Source organism: Mahella australiensis 50-1 BON, from assembly GCF_000213255.1.
GTDB classification, from domain to species: Bacteria; Bacillota; Clostridia; order Mahellales; family Mahellaceae; genus Mahella; species Mahella australiensis.
In genome coordinates, this window is the sequence record NC_015520.1 from 2,930,176 (window position 1) to 2,950,999 (window position 20,824).

18 protein-coding genes and 1 other annotated feature are annotated in these 20,824 nt (G+C 44.3%); of the genes, 1 reads left to right on the plus strand and 17 read right to left on the minus strand.

What is annotated here, in order from left to right; genetic code table 11:
• Window positions 1-28 precede the first annotated feature (28 nt).
• The 17 genes from MAHAU_RS13700 to ilvN all read right to left on the minus strand — a co-directional run bounded on the left by MAHAU_RS13700 (window position 29) and on the right by ilvN (window position 18,689).
• Window positions 29-910, minus strand: a complete 882-nt coding sequence (locus MAHAU_RS13700) for a carbohydrate ABC transporter permease (RefSeq protein ID WP_013782316.1) — start codon at window positions 908-910, stop codon at window positions 29-31.
• Between the two features lie 15 nt (window positions 911-925).
• A complete protein-coding gene (locus MAHAU_RS13705; protein ID WP_013782317.1) occupies window positions 926-1,825 on the minus strand; it encodes an ABC transporter permease in 900 nt (299 codons plus the stop codon).
• Window positions 1,826-1,938: 113 nt separating this feature from the next.
• The gene (locus MAHAU_RS15220; RefSeq protein ID WP_013782318.1) at window positions 1,939-3,675 is read right to left on the minus strand and encodes an extracellular solute-binding protein; all 1,737 of its coding nucleotides are present in this window, start codon (window positions 3,673-3,675) and stop codon (window positions 1,939-1,941) included.
• Between the two features lie 118 nt (window positions 3,676-3,793).
• A complete protein-coding gene (locus MAHAU_RS13715; protein ID WP_049783373.1) occupies window positions 3,794-4,963 on the minus strand; it encodes a uroporphyrinogen decarboxylase family protein in 1,170 nt (389 codons plus the stop codon).
• A complete protein-coding gene (locus tag MAHAU_RS13720) occupies window positions 4,947-6,347 on the minus strand; it encodes a trimethylamine methyltransferase family protein (protein WP_013782320.1) in 1,401 nt (466 codons plus the stop codon). Before MAHAU_RS13720 ends, MAHAU_RS13715 begins: the two co-directional genes overlap by 17 nt.
• Before the next feature lie 24 nt (window positions 6,348-6,371).
• The gene (locus MAHAU_RS13725; protein ID WP_013782321.1) at window positions 6,372-7,382 is read right to left on the minus strand and encodes an SIS domain-containing protein; all 1,011 of its coding nucleotides are present in this window, start codon (window positions 7,380-7,382) and stop codon (window positions 6,372-6,374) included.
• A gap of 20 nt (window positions 7,383-7,402) precedes the next feature.
• On the minus strand, window positions 7,403-8,680 hold the full coding sequence (locus MAHAU_RS13730) for a family 4 glycosyl hydrolase (protein ID WP_013782322.1): 1,278 nt from the start codon (window positions 8,678-8,680) through the stop codon (window positions 7,403-7,405).
• A 2-nt stretch (window positions 8,681-8,682) separates the two neighbouring features.
• Window positions 8,683-9,819 carry a carbohydrate kinase family protein gene (locus MAHAU_RS13735; RefSeq protein WP_013782323.1) on the minus strand — a complete coding sequence of 379 codons (1,137 nt, stop codon included), beginning with the start codon at window positions 9,817-9,819 and terminating at the stop codon, window positions 8,683-8,685.
• A 15-nt stretch (window positions 9,820-9,834) separates the two neighbouring features.
• Window positions 9,835-11,025, minus strand: coding sequence for an ROK family transcriptional regulator (locus MAHAU_RS13740; protein WP_013782324.1), 1,191 nt, complete (start codon window positions 11,023-11,025; stop codon window positions 9,835-9,837).
• Window positions 11,026-11,284: 259 nt separating this feature from the next.
• Window positions 11,285-11,794 carry a peptide-methionine (S)-S-oxide reductase MsrA gene (gene msrA / locus MAHAU_RS13745; protein ID WP_041644175.1) on the minus strand — a complete coding sequence of 170 codons (510 nt, stop codon included), beginning with the start codon at window positions 11,792-11,794 and terminating at the stop codon, window positions 11,285-11,287.
• A gap of 17 nt (window positions 11,795-11,811) precedes the next feature.
• Window positions 11,812-12,195, minus strand: coding sequence for a cytidine deaminase family protein (locus MAHAU_RS13750; protein WP_013782325.1), 384 nt, complete (start codon window positions 12,193-12,195; stop codon window positions 11,812-11,814).
• A gap of 56 nt (window positions 12,196-12,251) precedes the next feature.
• A complete protein-coding gene (gene leuD, locus MAHAU_RS13755; RefSeq protein ID WP_013782326.1) occupies window positions 12,252-12,740 on the minus strand; it encodes a 3-isopropylmalate dehydratase small subunit in 489 nt (162 codons plus the stop codon).
• Window positions 12,740-14,002 (minus strand): 3-isopropylmalate dehydratase large subunit, encoded by a 1,263-nt coding sequence (leuC, locus tag MAHAU_RS13760; protein ID WP_041644743.1) that lies wholly within the window; start codon window positions 14,000-14,002, stop codon window positions 12,740-12,742. Before leuC ends, leuD begins: the two co-directional genes overlap by 1 nt.
• Before the next feature lies 1 nt (window position 14,003).
• Entirely contained in the window at window positions 14,004-15,575 is a 1,572-nt protein-coding gene (cimA, locus tag MAHAU_RS13765; protein ID WP_013782328.1) for a citramalate synthase, read from the minus strand.
• A 20-nt stretch (window positions 15,576-15,595) separates the two neighbouring features.
• Complete coding sequence (locus MAHAU_RS13770; protein WP_013782329.1) at window positions 15,596-17,110, minus strand: 2-isopropylmalate synthase; 1,515 nt, start codon at window positions 17,108-17,110, stop codon at window positions 15,596-15,598.
• 18 nt (window positions 17,111-17,128) lie between these two features.
• Window positions 17,129-18,130, minus strand: a complete 1,002-nt coding sequence (gene ilvC, locus MAHAU_RS13775) for a ketol-acid reductoisomerase (RefSeq protein ID WP_013782330.1) — start codon at window positions 18,128-18,130, stop codon at window positions 17,129-17,131.
• A gap of 67 nt (window positions 18,131-18,197) precedes the next feature.
• Entirely contained in the window at window positions 18,198-18,689 is a 492-nt protein-coding gene (gene ilvN / locus MAHAU_RS13780; protein WP_013782331.1) for an acetolactate synthase small subunit, read from the minus strand.
• 54 nt (window positions 18,690-18,743) lie between these two features.
• Window positions 18,744-18,986, minus strand: a binding site (T-box leader).
• A gap of 136 nt (window positions 18,987-19,122) precedes the next feature.
• Here ilvN and MAHAU_RS13785 point away from each other — a divergent pair.
• Entirely contained in the window at window positions 19,123-20,460 is a 1,338-nt protein-coding gene (locus MAHAU_RS13785; RefSeq protein ID WP_013779793.1) for an ISNCY family transposase, read from the plus strand.
• The last annotated feature ends 364 nt before the right edge of the window (window positions 20,461-20,824 follow it).

Consider the following 20,824-nt stretch of genomic DNA (forward strand, 5'->3'; position numbering starts at 1 on the left):
GCTTGGAGGATTTTATAAAATCTGTTTGTTACTCTTTAACACCGCCTAAGACTATTCCAGCTACGAAATACCGTTGTAAAAACGGGTAGATTAACAGAACGGGTATAGCACCTACAAAAATCTGAGCATTCCTTACCGTTTTTTCCGATATAAATCTCAGTCTAATTGCTTCGGATCTCGATATGACCCTGCTAGTCGGTTCGACGAGCAAAGACTGCAGATATGTTTGGAGTGGATAATTATCTGCGCTGTTCATATATATTAGTCCGTCAAACCACGAATTCCAATGACCTACTATGGAAAAAACGGCCAACGTAGCAATGGCAGGCAAAGACATGGGCACAAATATCTTCCATAATATCGTCCAATGACTAGCCCCGTCTATAAAGGCAGCTTCTTCCATTTCTCGCGGAATGCCTTTAAAGAAATTTATCAATATCAAAAGATTGAATACCGGTACGGCACCAGGAATAACAAGCGCCCATATTGTATCAATCAATCCGGTATACCTAACTATCATATAAGAGGGTATCATACCTCCGCTGAATATCATAGTAAATAAAAACAACCAGACAAGTATATCCCTTGCCCTAAATTCATCTTTGCTTTTAGACAACGGGTACGCAGCCAAAATCGTAAGTATAAGGCTTATACTTACCCCCAATATCATCCTCTCTCCCGATATGGACATAGCTTTCCAGAATCTATCATTCTTTAATATGAATTCATAGGAATGCAGATTAAATTCCACCGGCCATAAAACAACTTTGCCGGCCCTTGCAGCCATGCTCGAGCTTAAAGAAACAGCCAGCGTATGCACAATAGGTATTAAACAAATGATGCCGTATATTATAAAAAACAACGTATTTATAATCCGGAAAATATTTCTTCCTAAAGAACGATCCACCATGCCAATGGCCTCCTTCTAAAAAATCTTATAATCCGCATATTTATAAGCCAAATAGTAAGATAATGATACGGCCGCAAAACTAACAACCGATCTAAAAAGGCCGAATGCTGTGGCTAAAGAATATTGCGCTTGTTGTAGTCCGGCCCTGTATACCCACGTATCTATAACATCACCTGTAGTATATACTACAGGATTATATAAAACCAATATTTGCTCAAATCCGGCATTCAATATATATCCGAGGTTTAAAGTGAGAAGCAATATGATCGTTGATTTCATACCCGGCAGCGTGATATGCCAGATTTGCTTTATCCTCCCAGCCCCATCTATGGCGGCCGCCTCATATAATGTAGGGTCTATGTTCAGTATAGCGGCCAAATAGACTATCGTGTTAAATCCCGTTACCTGCCACGTCTCGCTGAATACCAAAATCCATGGAAAAATAGCGGGATCACCTAACCAGTTCTTAGAAGCAATGCCTAAAAAGCTCAAGAAATAATTAACAAGCCCTTCTCTTGCCAAAATCTCCCTCAAAATACCGCCCAAGACCACCCAGGACAAAAAATAAGGGAAATATATAACGGTCTGAATTGTCCTCTTGAACAACTTATTTTTGATTTCGTTAAGCAATAAAGCGCATAATATAGCCGCTATAGTCTCCACAATTATCTTCATCAAAGCTATATAAAGCGTATTCCATACTACCCTTGGAAAATCAGGCAAATCAAATAGATACTTAAAATTATCCAGCCCGACCCACGGCGATCTAAAAAAGCCTAAAGCAGGGTTAAATTTCTGAAAGGCCATGACCAAGCCGAACATAGGCCCATATGAATATATAAGCAATATTACAAGCGCCGGCATTATCATAAGGTATAAGGGCAATTCGCGTTTAAATCTTTCACGTTTTAACATCCGATATCCCTCCTCCAACATATCATTCATCTCGCCATGTGGCATCTAATTTTATATAATCATGGTCTAAGTCCGAGTAGAACTTAAACCATGATTATAATAGGATTTATTCTTTATTTATTCAAATCTTGGTTTATACTCTTCTTACCATTACTCTCATACCACTGATTCACTTCGGTCTCCATTTGTTCGCCGCCTAATTTCCTGTAGTCATCAATAAACTTGTCAAAGAGCGATATATTCTCACCCATGACAACCTTGGCCACTGTTTCGTCATATAGCTTTTTTATAACCGGGAGTTTTTCAATCATGGTTTGCGTAGGCGGTGCTGTATATTCGTTAAACATAAGCATTTTATTCTTTAAATAATAATCGCACACACCCATCGATCCGTCTTTTGTATATGAGCGATAATCGCACCATCCGGTTACATCGTGGTTATCTAAATACGCCTTTATTCTGTCATAAAATAGTTTATATGCCTCGCATAGACCCGAGGGATCATTGGTTTCCAAAGCTTTATCTATTGCAAGAGACGCCTCATAGTTAAATGAGGGATTATATACCTGCAACGGATAGAGGTCCATATATGCCGCACTTGTCACAGGATCGGTATTATATTTGGCAAATTCCATGGTCTCTGGATCATTATTTAATTTATGATATAAATTACACATCTTGATCAACGCTTCGGGATGTTCATATCCCTTTCTCACCACATTTATATTCCAGCAATTGAATACCGAGGTAGACGCTTTTGCCGGCTGTTGGCCCAAAGATACTATCGGCACAGGCGCCCAGTCGATGGTCGGATCCTCTTGGACTTGTGTTAATAGCGGCGGCCCGTAAGCGTCCCATTCAGCCCCGAAAACTATCCCGCACTTGTTATTCAACACATCCTCTTGATACTGATCGTAATTCATGGTCATAAAATCGGGATTGACATAGCCTTTCTTATACCATCCTTGAAGCGTAAGCAAGGCATTCTTGGTATTGCTCTTATAATCGTTGCCAAATCTGCCATCCTGTAATTTCCCATCCTTGCCTTCAATCCAGATATTCGGATACGAATTGAACATATTCCAGAATGCGTCATTCATCCATTCTCCCGGGGTACTTTTATATGTGCCTATCGCATAGGTATCTTTTTTATTGTTCTTATCAGGATCATTGTTTACAAAAGCATCCATGATTTTTAGCAGATCATCGCCTGTTTTAGGTAAATCCATGCCGACATTTTTGAGCCAATCCAGCCTTATCCAAAGCATGGGCGCATGTTCATGATACGAAACGCCATTAGGTATACCGTAAACCTTTCCTTCTTTGGTCGTCACGTCAAGTGCATGCTGATATTCTCCCGATAAATATTTTTTCGTATATGGGCTCGCATATTTATCGATATATGGCGTTAAATCTTCGATAAGATCGGCGCTATATAATTTTTCAAAAGTTTCTCTGTCAACGCTGAGCATATCCGGTATATCCCCCGATGTCAGCATGATGTTAATCTTATCTTTTGCCTGCGTAGAAGGGGCCGTCCATTTATACTTGATTCTTATGCCCAAATCCTGTTCGTACCTTTGAGTATATCTGTTATTTTCAATGGTTTCGCCCTCGTCAAGAGACAAATTCGAATCCGTTTTTTGAAAAACAGTCCATACCTCGATCGCCGGATCATATTTGCCAAAGGGACCATCACTTGCTGCATTGCCAGTATCCCCCGACGGTTGCTGCCCCTCGTTATTTTCCCCTTCTTGCGGCGGTTGTGTCCCATTCTGGCTTTGCGAGCACGCAACTAATGCCACTATTAAAATCATAACTGTGCATATGGCCAAAAATTTTTTCCACATATTAAAATTCCTCCTCTGTTAAATCTCCTTAGGTTTAATAACTTATCTGCTCTTAAGCAATCTACAAAATTCTCGTTACCTTTTAAGCGAGCATATAAACCACTCCTCAACATAATATCTAATAATATCCATATTCTTCACACGCTTCATATACGGCATTTATATTTTCGATAGGCGTGCCCGGAATAATGGCATTACCGTCTCTAAGCACGAATTTCTTAGTACGCGGCATCACGTAGCCTAGAATTCTCCTCACCTCATCTTTTATGGCACAAGGAGTCCCATTCTTTAGCAACACTACGCTCGGCCCTCCCCATATTTCGGTATCGTTCGATAATTCGTCATATAAACGTTCAAAATCTATGGGGTAACCGGTATCGAACATCTTAACATTGCATTCGCTTTGCAATATCGGGAAAAAGCGTTGAGCATCCCCGCATAAATGTATCGAGCGACTCCCGTCTTCAACTGTGAGTTCGTCATATATTCGTTTTATTCTCGGCAGCACAAGTTGTTCAAATAAAACAGGCGATAACAATACTATCGCATCGTCAGCATAGCCAAAATGACGGCTTCTTATATCCTCACCCAAATAAAGCCTTATCTCTTTTATTCTCCTTATAACAGCCTCGGTAATATAATCAAGGAGATTCTCGGCATAATCCGGATCATCTAAAATATCGTTCAAAAAATTAGTCATGCCGCGCATGCCGCATGCCAGCGTAAATATACCGTCCGTACCGCAAAAATTATAAGGCATCGACACATCCTTAATATTGCATCCCTTGTAAAGATAATCCTTGCTTTTATCGATAAAATGCTCATAGAATTCTCTAACCGTAGCTCCGAATCCGTCAAAAGCAGAAGGTATACCTTTCTCGAATATCTCATTCTTGTTAACATCGCTGACAAACGGCGGTACATGAGGCTCTACGCCATGCTCCACTGCCCCGCCTAGCCATGCCAATTCGGTATAATTTTCAAAGTCCACGCTAACCGACCAGCCGTCATCGCCCTCAGGGTAACCCATTGGGCTATCCGAAATAATGTTGAGCCTTCTCCATTCCTGAGCTTTCAATTGAACATCAAGCATAACCTCCGGATCTTTTACATAATCCCATAATGTAATACCCTCTTTATTTAGTTCATTTTCGAAAATCCAGTTTCTAGCGTCGGTATATATAAATACCGGCACCTTGAACGGAATACCTTTGCCGAATGCATCCCATACTTTTTTTGCTTGCTCGTTATGCCTTCTGAAGTCCATACTTTCACCTATATAATTCATCTTTGGCTTTTTTTACGATATATTCTATCTCTTCAAATTTTCGCTCATCTATTACCGGCAACCGCTTATTATAATCCCTGGTGACATCCTCGACAAATTCATGTGCCCTCTCTTCAATCGTCTTGGAACCCTTGCGGCGCCATTCATCCCAATCGTTCCTGTTAAAAATTTTAGAAAACCAGTAGCTGCTTCTCATGTTTTTTACCGTATGTTCTTCAGCCATAAAATTACCGCCTATACCTATTTTCTCTATAAGATCAGCAGCTATATTTTCTTGCGTTACCTCAAAGCCCTCGATCGTATAATTATACGCATCCAACCATTCATTATCTATTACCAATTGTTCAAAACTGAATCCTTGATCAGCGCCGACAATGCCTTGTGCACCAATGCTTACGGTACCGCCCATGCAGCTAAATATGGCAGTTAAGGCCTTTTCAAATCCCGCCTGAAAGTCTGGCAGCAAGGCATCGGTAAGCCCGGAATTGCTGCCTCCGTTGATTCCATAAAACTTTGCCATTTGAGCACTCGCCATACCTAATAAAGCCTGATTAGGCGAACCAAACGAACATAGAAGCGTACTCATATCCATGGAATGAGTCCCATGACCATAAAATCCATTAATTTTACCGCTTATCGCATATATAACGAATATACTCCCAAGCACTTCGGCGTTCATTAAAGTTACGGTGCCTGCAGCAGTAATAGGAGCACTTGCTCCCCCCATAACCATTGGGGCAATGCTCAACGGTTGATTTTCCTTAACAAATATAAGGGCCATTTCAAGGCTTTCTTTCCTAAATCTTAGCGGGCTTACCGTTTCCAAGAGATACCCTACTTCTCTACCGATAATCTTGGACATTTCTATGATATATCGCGCTGATTCCGGGGATAGTATATATGTGCCTCCCGGTTTTTCAGAATATTCGTATATTTTCTGGTAAGATACAACGTCCGTCAAAGTATGGTGAATATCAGACGGCACCGTAACCGCATTGCTTGAAGGAATATTATTAAGATGTTCGACCAGCGAAATCCCCTTCATCACATCGTCCAAACACCCGTATCTCCGAGTCCTTGTTTTGTAATCAGCCACAAACACCTGGGTCGAGATCGAGCCGGATATCCTGGAAGGAGTTTCAACATTCGTGCTTCCCTCATACTCGCCTCTCATCTTCTCCAGTAACTGCTCCATTATTTTCGAAGGTATGCGAACAATATCTTTCTCTTTATCTATTATGGCACCGGCCTTCCGGCACAGCTCCAGGCATTCATCGTTAGGCACCTGAAGCCCGACATTTTCTAATATTCTAAGTGTATTTTCATGTATGAGTTCGATCTCTTCTTGTCGCAATATATTTAATTCACATTTCACCCTAGCCATTTTTACCTTCCTATCCCCTTTCTTCTAATACTTGTTGAGAACTTTATTTATATAACGAAAAGTGTCGGGTTCCAAGCCCCTGTTAACCGCTATGTTCTCCGCCAAGAGCTGGAATGGTATTACCATATTTATAGCCGATATGGCTTCCTCCTGTGTGCTCCTCAGTTCAATGTCTTTTACACCTATATCTGGCAAATCTGCGTTATGAACCAGCCGGACATCGGCTCCTAATGAAGAAAGTTGTTGATAATGCATAGAAATATTAATTTTATTAAGGTTATGAGTTACCAACACGACCTTAGTCCCCGGTTCTACTACTTCTATAGGGCCATGGCGAAATTCTATCAGAGATTCCCCTTCGGCGGGAATAAAGGTCTTCTCTTTTATCATTAGCGCCGCTTCCTTAGCCGTAGCTATATTCGGTCCTGTTCCAAGTATGAATATATCGGCAACATCCTTAAATTCCGCAGCCCATATCGATATTTTGCCTTTTACGGCTTCTATATTGTCGGCAACCATATACGGTATAGCTCCCACCTTTGCCATTTCATCGCCGGTACCGCATGCGGCTAACATATACAGCATCATCAAGCTAGCCGTATATGTTTTGGTAGCCGAACTCACCTCTTGACCTGCCTCCAAGCAAAATACGGATGAAGCGGCACGTGCCAACGTGGATTGAGCGCTGTTGGTTATAGCCCAAACGCTTGTTTTGCTAAGATAATCCAACGCTTCCACCGTTTCTTTGCTCTCTCCGGATTGCGATATGACTATAGCTATATCCTCTTTACCAACCGTTTCCGCCACATAGCTTACTTCAGATGACGGTATAACTATTGGGATTTTATTCATAAAACGCGTAAATGCATATGCACCGGCATAACATGCATAAAGCGAGCTGCCTGTCCCGATAAGGAATATATTACGGGCTTTATATAGTTCGGTAACTAGCTTAGCCACCTCGCTGCGATAATCGTTATACAGCTTCTGCAAAACTGCCGGCTGATCATATATTTCATTCAGCATACAAGACATATTGAGTATCCTTTCTCCTATCACACATTGCAAGGTCTTATATACGGTTTATTTATCTCCCAGAGCTCATCCAGTATTCCCCGAGCAGCCTCGGTACTATTTATTACCGGATCTATCAGCAAGGCTTGCAATGCCAGTTCCTTAGAGGCCTTCACTGCAGCCTCGATGGCCATCTGCTGTACGCCTACTTGCGTAGTAAGCAAGCGAGCAATGCCTGCCGGCAAATCGCCCACGGCTATGGGATGAATACCACCCGCGTCTACCATTATAGGCACCTCAACGGCTGCATCCGGCGGCAAATTGGTTATCGCACCATCGTTATAAACTATGCCGGATTCAATAACCTTTTTCTTGTTATTGAGTATACCGGTTATTACCTCGACCGCCCTTTCGCCTGATGGAACAAACCAATCATCCAGTGGTTTTAAGCCATTCGTTCGCGCCGCTATTTCTTGCTTCATAGTCTCTCTATATTTTTCATCAGCGTCAAAATCATACCCTTCTTCCCCAGCCTCCCAGCCATATGCTAGATACTCCCCTATATGGTCGTCGCTGCATGACGGGTAGAGCCCGAAAGCTTCGAATAATTTGCGGGACAGCGGCATGAATGACGGATCATAAGTCTTGTTTTTCTCTTTCAATAACGGATACATGTCCTTGCCGGTAGCCTTATCTCTTATGCCCAGCAACCACTGAAAATGATTAAGGCCGGCTCCCCAGACATCTATATCGTCTTTATCTATTCCCATAATCCTGGCCACATCGCTGTGTCCCATAAATATACCATGGCATAATCCTACGCATTTTATCTTGCTATATCTGCCTAAAGCCAATATAATGCGGCTTTCCGGATTCGAGAAGTTCAAAAAGTAGGCATCGGGGCATAACTCTTCCATATCTTTTATTATATCCAGTATCAAAGGAAGTGTACGCATAGTAAAGAACAAGCCTCCCGGGCCGCCGTTCTCTCCAAGCGTATGGCGTATACCGTATTTTTTCGGCACCTCAAAGTCATATTTCCATAATTTGCACCGTTCTATGGCTATGGAATTAACCACAAATCCCGCTTGCGGCAGCGCTTCCCTTCTGTCCTTAGTAGCTTCAATGACCAAACCCGCGCCGGATTGCTCATTCATCTTTAAGGCGAGTTTATACATTCTTTCCAGATTCTCTTCATCGATATCTACTAAGACTAAAGAGCTACCAACTAATTCTTTGGATGTGAATATGTCCTGAAACATGCTCAAGCCAAAAGACATACTGCCCGCGCCTATAAACACTATTTTTGTTGTATTCACTGCTATATACTCCTTCTATAATCATTTCTATCAAATTCATTTTCCCATTGGCATAAAAAATTCAATGCGTCCTCGACTGACGGGCTGTGGCCATATCTTACATAAAATCCAGCCACCGCATTGCCCAATAATGTGGAACATGCCAAATCCATGCCCAGCAATTGCCCTATGCAAAAGCCGGCTCCGTAGTTATCCCCTCCTCCGGTCAATAGCTTCGGTTCCCCGGTAAAAGCACTTTCAATGCATGCGACGCCCCCTTGGTCTATTGCTATGGAATAACCGGGGTTATGTATCGTTAATACATCGACTTTTACTTTATCATAGAGACCGACAGCTAATTTTTCTAAATCATTTGTATCAACCCCCATGTCAAAAAGTTTGCTTAGTATAAGCGCTTCATTGGTGTTTAAGCTTAAAATTGTTTTTCGATAGTTACAGAATTGGCCAATCAATTCTAAAATATATTCGACCTCGTTGCCAGGTCTTTCAGAAAAATCCGCAAGGTCAAAAAAGAATAATCTATGCTTATCCGGCATATTAATGGAGATTATTTCATCCAATACCCCTTTCCATATAGAACTAGCATGCTTAAGCTCCCCCCAATTTACCATTGCCGACAGATTGCTGCCAGCAAAAAAAGATTTTAGTCTATCAATATCTATATATGCCTTTATATTATCCCAACTAACGGTATCCAGCACGCTCCTTTCTCCCAGCATTACCTTGCCATCATCGAATTCCAGCGCTATACTGTAGCCGGGTTGACCTATCGAATATAGTTCACAATTGTTCTCCATATCCTTAAAAATCGGATCAATAGTCGGATAGCCCAAAGTCCCTATGCATTTCACATCTACACCGATATTGCCCAAAGCATTGGCCAATATGGGCATGTTCCCCCCCAATTTAGTCATGGATTCCACTATTTCTATGCTACAATTAACATTTTTTTTGCCCAATATATATCTGCCGAAGCTCTCTATAGTAGGAAAGAATAAATACCTGTCATTTTTATTTTCTTTTACCACCCTAACAACTTTATCTATGAATCCGTCAAAGCCTACGGCCGCACTTTTGTGCTTTAATTCGTCCTTTTTCCCTTCCAGTTGGCTGATAAGGGCCTCAAATATATTGTTCATACATAATACCACCTATTAAGTTATCGCAAACAGCGGGTCCCACATATTAAGCAATCTCTCCACGCTGCCCTTAAATATCGTATAATCGCTATTTTCATCGCATTCTATCATTATTTCTCGGTCGTTCGGTATGAGCAGGCGCTTTTTAACCTCGTCGATTATAAACGGATAAAGTTTATCATATATAGGTGCTATAACCCCACCCATATATATCAACGCCGGATCAAAAAGGTTGACCAGGATCGATACTAATTGGCCCAATATAATACCGTTCTCTTGTATAACATTCATTGCTTCCGGTTTATTATCCAAAACATCGCAAATAAAATTGTTCCACTCTTTAACTACGCCTTCTTTGCGCCCCATAAACCGTCCTGTATATTTTTTTACAAATCCATATATTGAGAGATCCGTCTCCACGCATCCGTAACTATGACAGGTGCGACACTGATAATTCATATTGCCTATGGGTATGTGGCCTATCTCGGTGCCATAACCATTTTCCCCTCGTATCAATGTGCCGTCTGATATAACGCCGACCCCCACGCCTTCTCCTATATACAAATAAATAACATTATCTTTGTAATCATCTTTGGCTTTATACAATTGAGCTGCGAGAACGCTAAGATTGGACTCGTTATCAACGTATACGGGCAGATGGAATACGTCGCTTATTATCTTCTTCAACGGTTGCCCTTCTAAAATAGGCACCATACAACTGCCGATTTTACCCTCTTTACGATCAAACACTCCGGATATGGCCACACCGACGCCCACTATATGGTCTTCTGATATGTCATGCGATTTAATATATGTTTGGAATCCGCTGTACGCAAAATTTACTAATTCATAAACATCGGCGAAATCCACATTATCGTTTTCATATTGAAATATAATGTTATTTCGCAAGTCCAGCAATGCCATTTTTATAATACCTTCTAGTTGCAAGTCCAAACATAAAACAAAAAATTTATTATAAGCTAAATTTATAACCTTAGGAGTTCTGCCCACACTATAATTGCCGTCATTTTTATCCGTGATCACACCCTTTTCTTTCAATTCATTGCATATATTGGATACCGTCGAAAAGCTTAGGCCTGTCTTTTCCGCTATCTGTTTTTTAGTCAAGCCGTCGTTAAATCTTACACACCTTATAATATCTTTAACATTTTTTTGCTTTATATCGATGATATCGTTTATACTCATTTTTAGCTCCCATTATCATAAGCTTTATTATAATCATTATTACAACTATTATAATAATTCATGTGCTAACAATATACAACTTCCGAAAATAAGCTTTATAGGCGATAAGATGCCACTAACTCGCATTAATTCATTCAGGCTCTTGTTATCTTCATCTTTCGAAATATTTTAAAAAAACAAAGCGGCCTGTGTCAAGCCGCTGTTTAAGACATTACGCTATATCCCATTTCTTTAGTGACAAGACCTTGCATGCGCCTCATCAATCTTCATTTGCCAATGATAAATCGATATGGCAGTATCCACCAGGATTTTTCTTCAAGTATTTCTGATGATATTCTTCTGCTTTTATGAAATGCACGAGCTTTTCCACTTCGGTGACAATGGGCTTATCATATTTTTGAGCTTCTTTTGATATTACTTTTTCGATAATTTCCTTATCCTTAGGATCGATATAGTAAATACCGGTTCTGTACTGCGTTCCTGTATCCGGGCCCTGCCTATTTAAAATAGTCGGATCGACGACCTTGAAATAGTATTCGAGTATTTTATCCAACGTCGTTTTGTCAGCGTCATATTTTACATGCACGGTCTCTGCATGACCCGTCTTCCATAGCTCATGGTAGGAAGTGGTTTCGGTTTTGCCGTTAGCATACCCGACTTCGGTTTCTACAACGCCCGGTATTCGGTCAAAATACGCCTGTACTCCCCAGAAGCATCCTCCGGCAAGATAAATGTCACGGATATTTTGATTGTCATTTACTGAACTCATAACGATCACACCCCTATCTATAACTTTCGCCAATTATACGGTAGCAATTGGTCCAGTGTTACAATTGTGTTTGCGGCGACCATCACTTCTGCATCCAAATTATCATCATTGAGCTGGCTTATAAACTCGCGGCACCTTCCGCAAGGCGGCAATATGCTGCCATCCCAATCGACGGCTATCATCTTGACGACTCGACTTTCTCCCGCAGTGATCATAGCCGCGGCGGCTGCGTGCTCGGCACAAAAGCCCATGCTGCACGCCGTATCTATGCACACTCCAGTATAGACATTTCCGGTATCCGTAAGCAGCGCCGCTCCTACACCCCCCGCTTCAGCATCATCAGAAAGCTTCCTCGGGTTTATGACAGCTTTGGCCATTTTATATAACTCCTCAAACGTCATCGCCAATTATCCTCCTTTTATATATAAAAAGCGGCCTATATCAGGCCGCCATCGCATCATCTCTCTAAACGCTGCTTGACATAGTTTATCAAACCGTCGGATGCCATTATCTGCTGCATGAATTCGGGAAACGGCTGGCTTTTATAGGTTTTGCCGGTCGTGATATCGGTGATGGTGCCGGTCGCCACATCCACTTCGACCTCGTCGCCATCATTTATTTCCCGGGCAGCCTCAGGGCACTCCAGTATAGGCAGCCCTATATTTATAGCATTTCTGTAAAATATGCGCGCAAATGATTCGGCTATGACACACGATACGCCCGATGCCTTTATAGCTATCGGCGCATGCTCGCGCGACGAACCGCAACCGAAGTTTCTGCCGGCTACCATTACATCGCCGGGCTTGGCTTTGGCCTTGAAATCGGGATCCAGATCCTCCATGCAATGGCCCGCCAGCTCATCCGGGTCGCTGGTATTAAGGTAGCGCGCCGGTATTATGACATCGGTATCCACATTATCCCCGTATTTTATAGCTTTGCCTCTCATCATGCCACCTCCTCAGGTGCAACTATCCTGCCCGCTATGGCCGAGGCCGCCGCGACAGCCGGTCCGGCCAGGTATACCTCGCTCTCGGGGTGCCCCATGCGCCCTACGAAGTTGCGGTTGGTGGTGGCCAACGCTCTCTCGCCTTTGGCCAATATGCCCATATGGCCTCCGAGGCACGGCCCGCACGTAGGCGTGCTGACAGCAGCACCTGCTTCCACGAATATCTCTATAAGGCCCTCTTTAAGAGCCTGCAGGTATATAGCCTGAGTGGCCGGGAATATTATAAGGCGCACGTCCGGATGGACTTTATGCCCCTTCAAAATAGATGCCGCTACGCGCAGGTCCTCTATGCGACCATTGGTGCACGAGCCTATGACCACTTGATCCAACGGCACATCGCCCACCTCGTCTATGGCGCGCGCATTGGACGGCAGATGCGGAAATGCCACTGTAGGCTTCACTTGGCTTAAATCTATATCGTAAACCGCCACATATTCGGCGTCGTCATCCGCTTTATAAACCTTATACGGTTTTGTCGAATGTTCATTTATATACGCTATGGTCTTGTCGTCCACATCGAATATCCCATTTTTAGCACCAGCCTCTATAGCCATATTGGCCATCGAGAACCTGTCATCCATGGACAGGTACTGCAGCCCGTCGCCTGTAAACTCCATAGACTGGTACAATGCGCCATCCACGCCTATCATGCCTATTATATGCAATATAACATCCTTGCCGCCAACCCATTTGCCCGGCTTGCCGTGCAACACGAATTTCTGCGCTTCAGGTACCTTAAACCACGTCTCGCCTATGGCCATGGCGGCAGCCATATCAGTGCTGCCCACACCCGTCGAGAATGCGCCCAATGCACCGTATGTGCAGGTATGCGAATCAGCCCCTATAACAACGTCGCCAGCCACTACTAATCCTTTCTCCGGTATAAGAGCATGCTCTATGCCCATGCGCCCGACCTCAAAGTAATTGGTCAGTCCCATCTTGCGGGCGAAATCCCTTATCAGTTTATTCTGCTCGGCGGATTTTATATCTTTATTGGGTGTAAAATGATCCGGTATAATGGCTACCTTATCTTTATCAAAGACATGATCTATGCCTATTTTTTCGAATTCTTTTACGGCTACCGGCGCCGTCACGTCATTGCCGAAAACCAGATCCACTTTGGCGTTTATAAGCTGGCCGGCCTTTACCTCTTTTAAGCCGGCATGGTCGGCCAGTATCTTTTGTGTCATAGTCATTCCCACTTTATATATCATCCCCTTTCAATAACATGTACTCTATAGCGTCTATCATGGCTATCCAGCTAGCCGCTATTATATTGGTGGACACACCCACAGTGCTCCAACTGTATTGCCCGTCGCTGGATTCTATGAGCACGCGCACCTTGGCCGCCGTAGCCGCGCGGCTATCCAATACCCTCACCTTATAATCGGTAAGATGCATCTTTTTAAGCTGCGGATAAAATACCTCCAAGGCCTTCCTCAACGCCTTATCCAACGCATCGACCGGGCCGTCGCCTTCGGCTGCCGTCATCTCCTCGGTACCGTCCACCAGTACTTTTATCATAGCTACGGCGCTGTTATCCTCTGATTGCCACGGTTGATCGGCTATGACCTTGAAGTCCTTTATGTCGAATAATTTCTTGTACCTGCCCAATTGTTTCATTATGAGAAGGTCAAACGACGCCTCGGCCCCTTCAAATTGATAACCCTCGTACTCCAAGCGTTTGAGCTCATCTATAACAGCCTGTACCTCGGGCGAATCCTTTGTCAAGCTTTGGTCAAAGCGCTTCATCCTGGTCAGCACCGTGCTGCGTCCCGACATCTCGGACATAAGCAGCCGTCGGCTATTGCCTATCAAAGCAGGGTCTATATGCTCGAAACTCGTCGGTGCCTTGAGCACGGCGTCTATATGCATACCGGCTTTATGTGTAAAGGCGCTGGCGCCCACATAAGGGGCCTTTGTATCGGGCGGCAGATTGGCTATCTCGCTTATATAGCGCGATATGGTAGTCAGCTCGGCCATTTTCTCATCGGGTATGCAGCGGTAGCCCATCTTCAGCTGCAAATTCGCTATAATAGGAAACAGATCCGCATTGCCACACCGCTCACCATAACCGTTCAATGTTCCCTGCACCTGTACTGCTCCCGCCTGCACCCCCATAATGGTATTAGCCACCGCCATACCGCCGTCATTGTGGCAGTGTATGCCCACCGGTATATTAAATCTTTCGACGACGCATTTGGTTATATCGTATATTTCCATAGGAAAAGCGCCGCCATTGGTATCGCACAACGCCAGGCTGTCCGCACCGGCATTAACAGCAGCCTCCAGCGTCTTCATGGCATACTCTGGATTTCGTTTATAACCGTCGAAGAAGTGCTCGGCATCGAATATCACCTCTTTGCCGTGCTGCTTCATATAGGCCACGCTGTCGGCTATCATGCGCAGGTTCTCATCGAGCGTGGTATGCAAGACCTGGGTAACATGAAAATCCCAACTCTTGCCAAATATTGCTATTGCCGATGTGCCAGCTGCCAGCATAGCAGACAGGTTACGGTCGCCTTCGGCATCTATATTGGCCCGGCGCGTGCTGCCGAAGGCCACCAGTCGTGCATGGCCCAGTCCCTTCTCCTGGAGGACGTTAAAAAGATCGAGATCTTTCGGATTGGAACCGGGATTGCCGGCCTCTATATAATCCACGCCCATAGCGTCGAGTTGCTCCACTATCTTGAGTTTATCCTCCAATGAGAATGATATACCCTCCGCCTGCATGCCGTCGCGAAGGGTGGAATCGTATATATAGATCTTTTGCACCAGGTCACCTCCATATTCTTTTATTTCGCAGTTTCATACAGCATCTTATTTATAGCATCGATATAAGCGCGAGCGCTGGCCTCTATTATATCGGTGCTGACGCCTTTGCCGACAAATACCTGGCCATCGTTCCTGACCCTCACCGTAACCTCTCCCAGCGCATCCTTGCCTTCGGTAACGGCTCTTATGCCGTAATCGTCGAGAGGAACCTCGCGACCTATGCAACGCTCTATAGCGTTGAATACCGCGTCCACCGGACCGTCGCCGCAAGCGGCTTCTTCTATGAATTGATCACCATGCTTTAAGCGCACCGTAGCCGTAGCGGTGACCTTATTGCCGCTGGATATCTGGAATTGATCCAGCGCATAGATCTCTGGTATCTTTATAGCTTTCTCGGTCACTAGCGCCTCTATATCCTTATCCAGCACCACCTTCTTTTTATCCGCCAGATCCTTAAAGCGTTCGAAAGCCGCATTGATCTCATCCTGCGAAAGGTTATAACCCAGCTCTTTTAAGCGTTCCTCAAAAGCATGGCGACCGGACAACTTGCCCAGCACCATCTTGTTTTGTTTCAAACCTATGGATTCCGGCGTCATGATCTCATAGGTGCTGCGCTCGCTCAATACGCCATGCTGATGTATACCGGCCTCATGCGCGAAGGCGTTGGCCCCTACTATAGCCTTATTAGGCTGTATATCCATACCTGTCAGATGAGCCACCAGCATGCTGGTGCGATATATCTGCGTAGTATCTATATTCACGGCGCGTTTGAAGTAATCGCGCCGCGTATTCAGCGCCATGATTATCTCTTCCAAAGCAGCATTGCCTGCGCGCTCGCCTATGCCGTTTATAGTACCTTCGACCTGCTGTATGCCGTTTTGTACAGCAGCCAGCGAATTGGCCGTAGCCATGCCGAGGTCATTGTGGCAGTGCACGCTCAACTGGACCTTGTCTATGCCAGGCACATTTCCCTTTATGCCGCGTATTAAAGCCCCGAATTCGTCGGGCACGGAATAGCCTACGGTATCCGGCACGTTTATTACGTCGGCTCCCGCCTCTATAACCGCTGCGAATACCTGATACAGGTATTCGAGATCGGTGCGCGATGCGTCCTCTGCTGAGAATTGCACTTCAGCCCCGAGGCTTTTGGCATAAGCCACCGACTCTACAGAGGCTTTGAGCACCTCTTCGCGCGTCATCTTCAATTTATATTTCAAATGAATATCCGAGGTAGCTATAAATACGTGAATGCGGGGATGAGCGGCCTCTTTCAAGGCCTCCCATGCCCTGTCTATATCGGCTTTAACCGCACGGCACAGACCGCATATAGCCGGTCGTCGCACCTCACGCGCTATGGCTCTCACCGCTTCAAAGTCACCTTTAGATGCGATGGGAAAACCGGCCTCTATAACATCCACGCCCAGCTTCTCGAGCTGGCGGGCTATTTCAAGCTTCTCCTCGGTATTCAGGCTGACACCCGGGGATTGTTCGCCATCCCTCAATGTGGTGTCAAAAACCCTTATTATATCATCCATATAACATCGACTCCAAAATTAAAATGATACAGGCTTAATCCAACTCATCATCTTACGCAGTTCTTTACCAACCTTTTCTATCAACAGGTTGCGCTCTCTCTTGCGCGTGGCGTTGAAGAACGGACGATTGGCCTGGTTCTCCAGTATCCAGTTCTTTGCGAATGTACCGTCCTGTATCTCGCCTAAAACCTTCTTCATCTCTTGTTTGCTCTGGTCGTTTATGATGCGCTTGCCGACCACATAATCGCCGTATTCGGCAGTGTCGCTAATGGAATACCTCATGTAGCTGAGGCCACCTTGGTTGACCAGGTCCACTATGAGCTTCATCTCATGCAAGCATTCGAAGTAAGCTACCTCGGGTTGATAACCGGCATCAACCAATGTCTGGAAGCCAGCTTTTATAAGCTCGGATAAACCGCCGCACAGCACGGCCTGTTCGCCGAATAGATCGGTCTCTGTTTCCTCCTGGAAGGTTGTCTCCAGCACGCCACCGCGAGTACCACCTATGCCTTTGGCATATGCCAGCGCTATATCCTTGGCGTGACCGCTTACATCCTGCTGCACCGCTATGAGACACGGCACGCCTTTGCCCTCCTGATACTGGCTGCGCACTATATGGCCGGGACCTTTAGGCGCTATCATGATGATGTCGACGAAGTCGGGCGGCACTATCTGACCGAAGTGTATATTGAAGCCATGGGCAAATGCCAGCACCTTGCCGGGGGCCAGGTTGGGTTCTATGCTCTCTTTGTAAAGTTTGGCCTGCTTCTCATCGGGTACCAATATCATGATGATGTCTGCAGCTTTGGCCGCATCGGCCGATTCCATAACCGTAAGCCCTGCTTCTTCAGCTATTTTCCACGATTTGCTGCCTTTATAAAGGCCTACTACCACATCCACACCGCTCTCCTTGAGGTTGAGCGAATGGGCGTGACCTTGGCTGCCGTATCCTATAACCGCTACCTTCTTACCGCTTAATAAATCCAGATTTGCATCTGCTTCGTAATATAATTTTGCCATAGTGTATGTATCCTCCTACGAATTTTTTATATTTTTATGAGCTTTTATAAGCTAATAAATAACCATTTTACTGCTGGCCGAGCGATTTAGCACCGCGCTCTATAGCCACCACACCTGTGCGCACCATTTCCTTTATGCCGAATTGGCGCAGCATCTCTTCCAAAGCCAGCGTCTTGTTGCTATTGCCGGTAGCCTCTATGGTGATAAATTCCGTCGTTATATCTACTACCTTAGCCTGAAATACATTGGCTATCTGCATGATCTCGCTACGGGTTTTGGAATCGGCATTGACTTTTATAAGCACCAATTCTCGAGCTACCGAATTGGCTGTGATATCCTTCACCTCTATGACATCTATCAGCTTGCCTAATTGTTTCATGACCTGGTCGACGATGTATTCGTCGCCGTCCACCACAATGGTTATGCGCGACACGTCCTCGTCCTGTGTGGGCCCGACCGCCAGGCTGTCTATATTAAAGCCCCTGCGGCTGAAAAGTCCCGATACTCTCGACAATACGCCGGCATGATTCTGTACCAGTATGCCTATTATATACTTCAATCGTTACACCCCCTTTCGGGCTGCATTATCAAAAACCCCTTTCATCCCACATACTTACGGGACGAAAGGGGTTAGCTTCCGTGATACCACCCAACTTCGCCATCGCCTCACAACGACGGCCTCACTAAGTCGCTGACACGACTTTATGCTTTAACGGGCACTGCCCGGCACACCCTACTAAACCTTCAGGCTGCAGCTCAGGAGCGAGTTATACGATATGCCCTCTGTCCGGCTCACACCTGCCGCCGGCTCTCTGTACAGGCTGTGCATATCCTTTTTCTCCTTCATGGCCTTTGTTTCATTTTTATTCATTATACCAGCATCAATATGCCAAGTCAATAGGAAAAATCGGGGCTTGTTATTATTCTATGATATTGTCATAGTAAAATTATTCTGCGATAATGTCATTATGAGGAGAGAGGAACAGTATTGTATGACAGAGAGCGAAATGCAAAAACTTGTTGTTATTAATAAAGTCATCGATGGGACGTTAACCGCAAGTGAAGCTGCGCAGGTTTTAGACCTCAGTGTTCGTCAAATATTTAGACTTAAGAAGGGGGTTAAAGAACAAGGTGCGTCTTTCGTTATTCATAAGAACAGAGGCCGTAAACCTGCTAATGCTTTAAGCGATGAGCTAGTAAACCATATCCTCACTTTGAGGAAGGAAAAGTATTTTGATACGAATTTCTCTCATTTTAGAGATTTGCTTGAGGATGATAAGGGTATTATTCTTAGTAATTCCTCGGTTTATAGAATCCTTGATAATGCCGGTATTCAAAGCCCTAGAAAGCATAGACGCCCTCGTAAGATTCATGCTAGAAGGGAACGTATGCCTCAGGCTGGCATGTTGGTGCAAATCGATTGCACCTCTTTTGAATGGATTCCTTCTGTAGGTAATATGGCTCTCCACGGTGCCATAGACGATGCCACCGGTCAGGTCCTCGCGCTCTATTTTACTGAAAACGAGTGCATGAATGGCTATTTTGAGCTCATGCGTACCATCATTGGCCAATATGGTATCCCTATATCTCTATATGCCGATAAGCATACTATATTTGCTTCTCCTAATAAGGGTAAAATCTCTATCGAGGAGCAGCTTGAGGGTAAAGTGGTAAATGAAACCCAGTTCCAAATGGCTATGAGTACATTGGGTATATCTATCATTAATGCCAGGTCCCCTCAGGCTAAGGGCCGCGTAGAGAGGCTATGGAATACTTTGCAGGATAGGCTCAGGGCAGAATTGAGGATTTATGGCATTGATTCTATGGAAAAGGCCAATGAGTTTTTGCCTAAGTTCCTGGAGAGATATAATAAAAGGTTCGCCATAGAGCCTCAAGATCCCGAGCCTGCTTTTAGAGAATTACCGCCGGATATCGACTTAGATAATATACTTTGTGTTAAGTTATCTAGAAAAGTTGATAATGGCGGCGTATTTTCTCTACACAGCCAATATTATCAAGTTGTATGTGATGATGGCAAAACCGTTGCACCTATCGTTCCTAGAGCTAAGATAACGGTTCTTACCAGCCCTAGGATAGGTATACGGGTGCAGTATGGCAATAATATATATGCTGTGAAAAAGCTCGATGAACCGCCTAAGAAAGCTCAGAAAGCTAATAAGGCAAGTTCATCGAGCACAGCTAAGCCTTATAAGCCTTCTCCCACTCATCCTTGGAAACAAGGTTGGCAGAAGGCGCCATCATATTGGTATGAGGAATCAGACAGAGAGATTTTAGAGGCTCTGTATAATTCCTCACGCGCCTGGCACTAGCCAGTATTAAGGCTTACAGCCTAATTATATAATAGCTGCGAAATGAACGTGCGTCAAGGGCAAGCGGAGCTTGTTTATTTTACCCTTTACGCACGGGAATGGAGCAGCTAGAATTTAGCAAAGCAGTAAGCCTTAAGATAGTATTATCTTTTTTGCTCATCTGGTGGTAATATATGTTCTCATATCATATTAATGTAAGTTGCTAAAGTTATATAACCAGCTTACTGTAATATAATCTATATTTAATGTTCCAATTATAGTAAATCCATACATCGCTATGAAATTTTCGTTGAATAAATATCAGCCATTTACTATGACATTTTCGCTGACTATTGACATAGGAAAAATCGGGGCTGTGTTATTA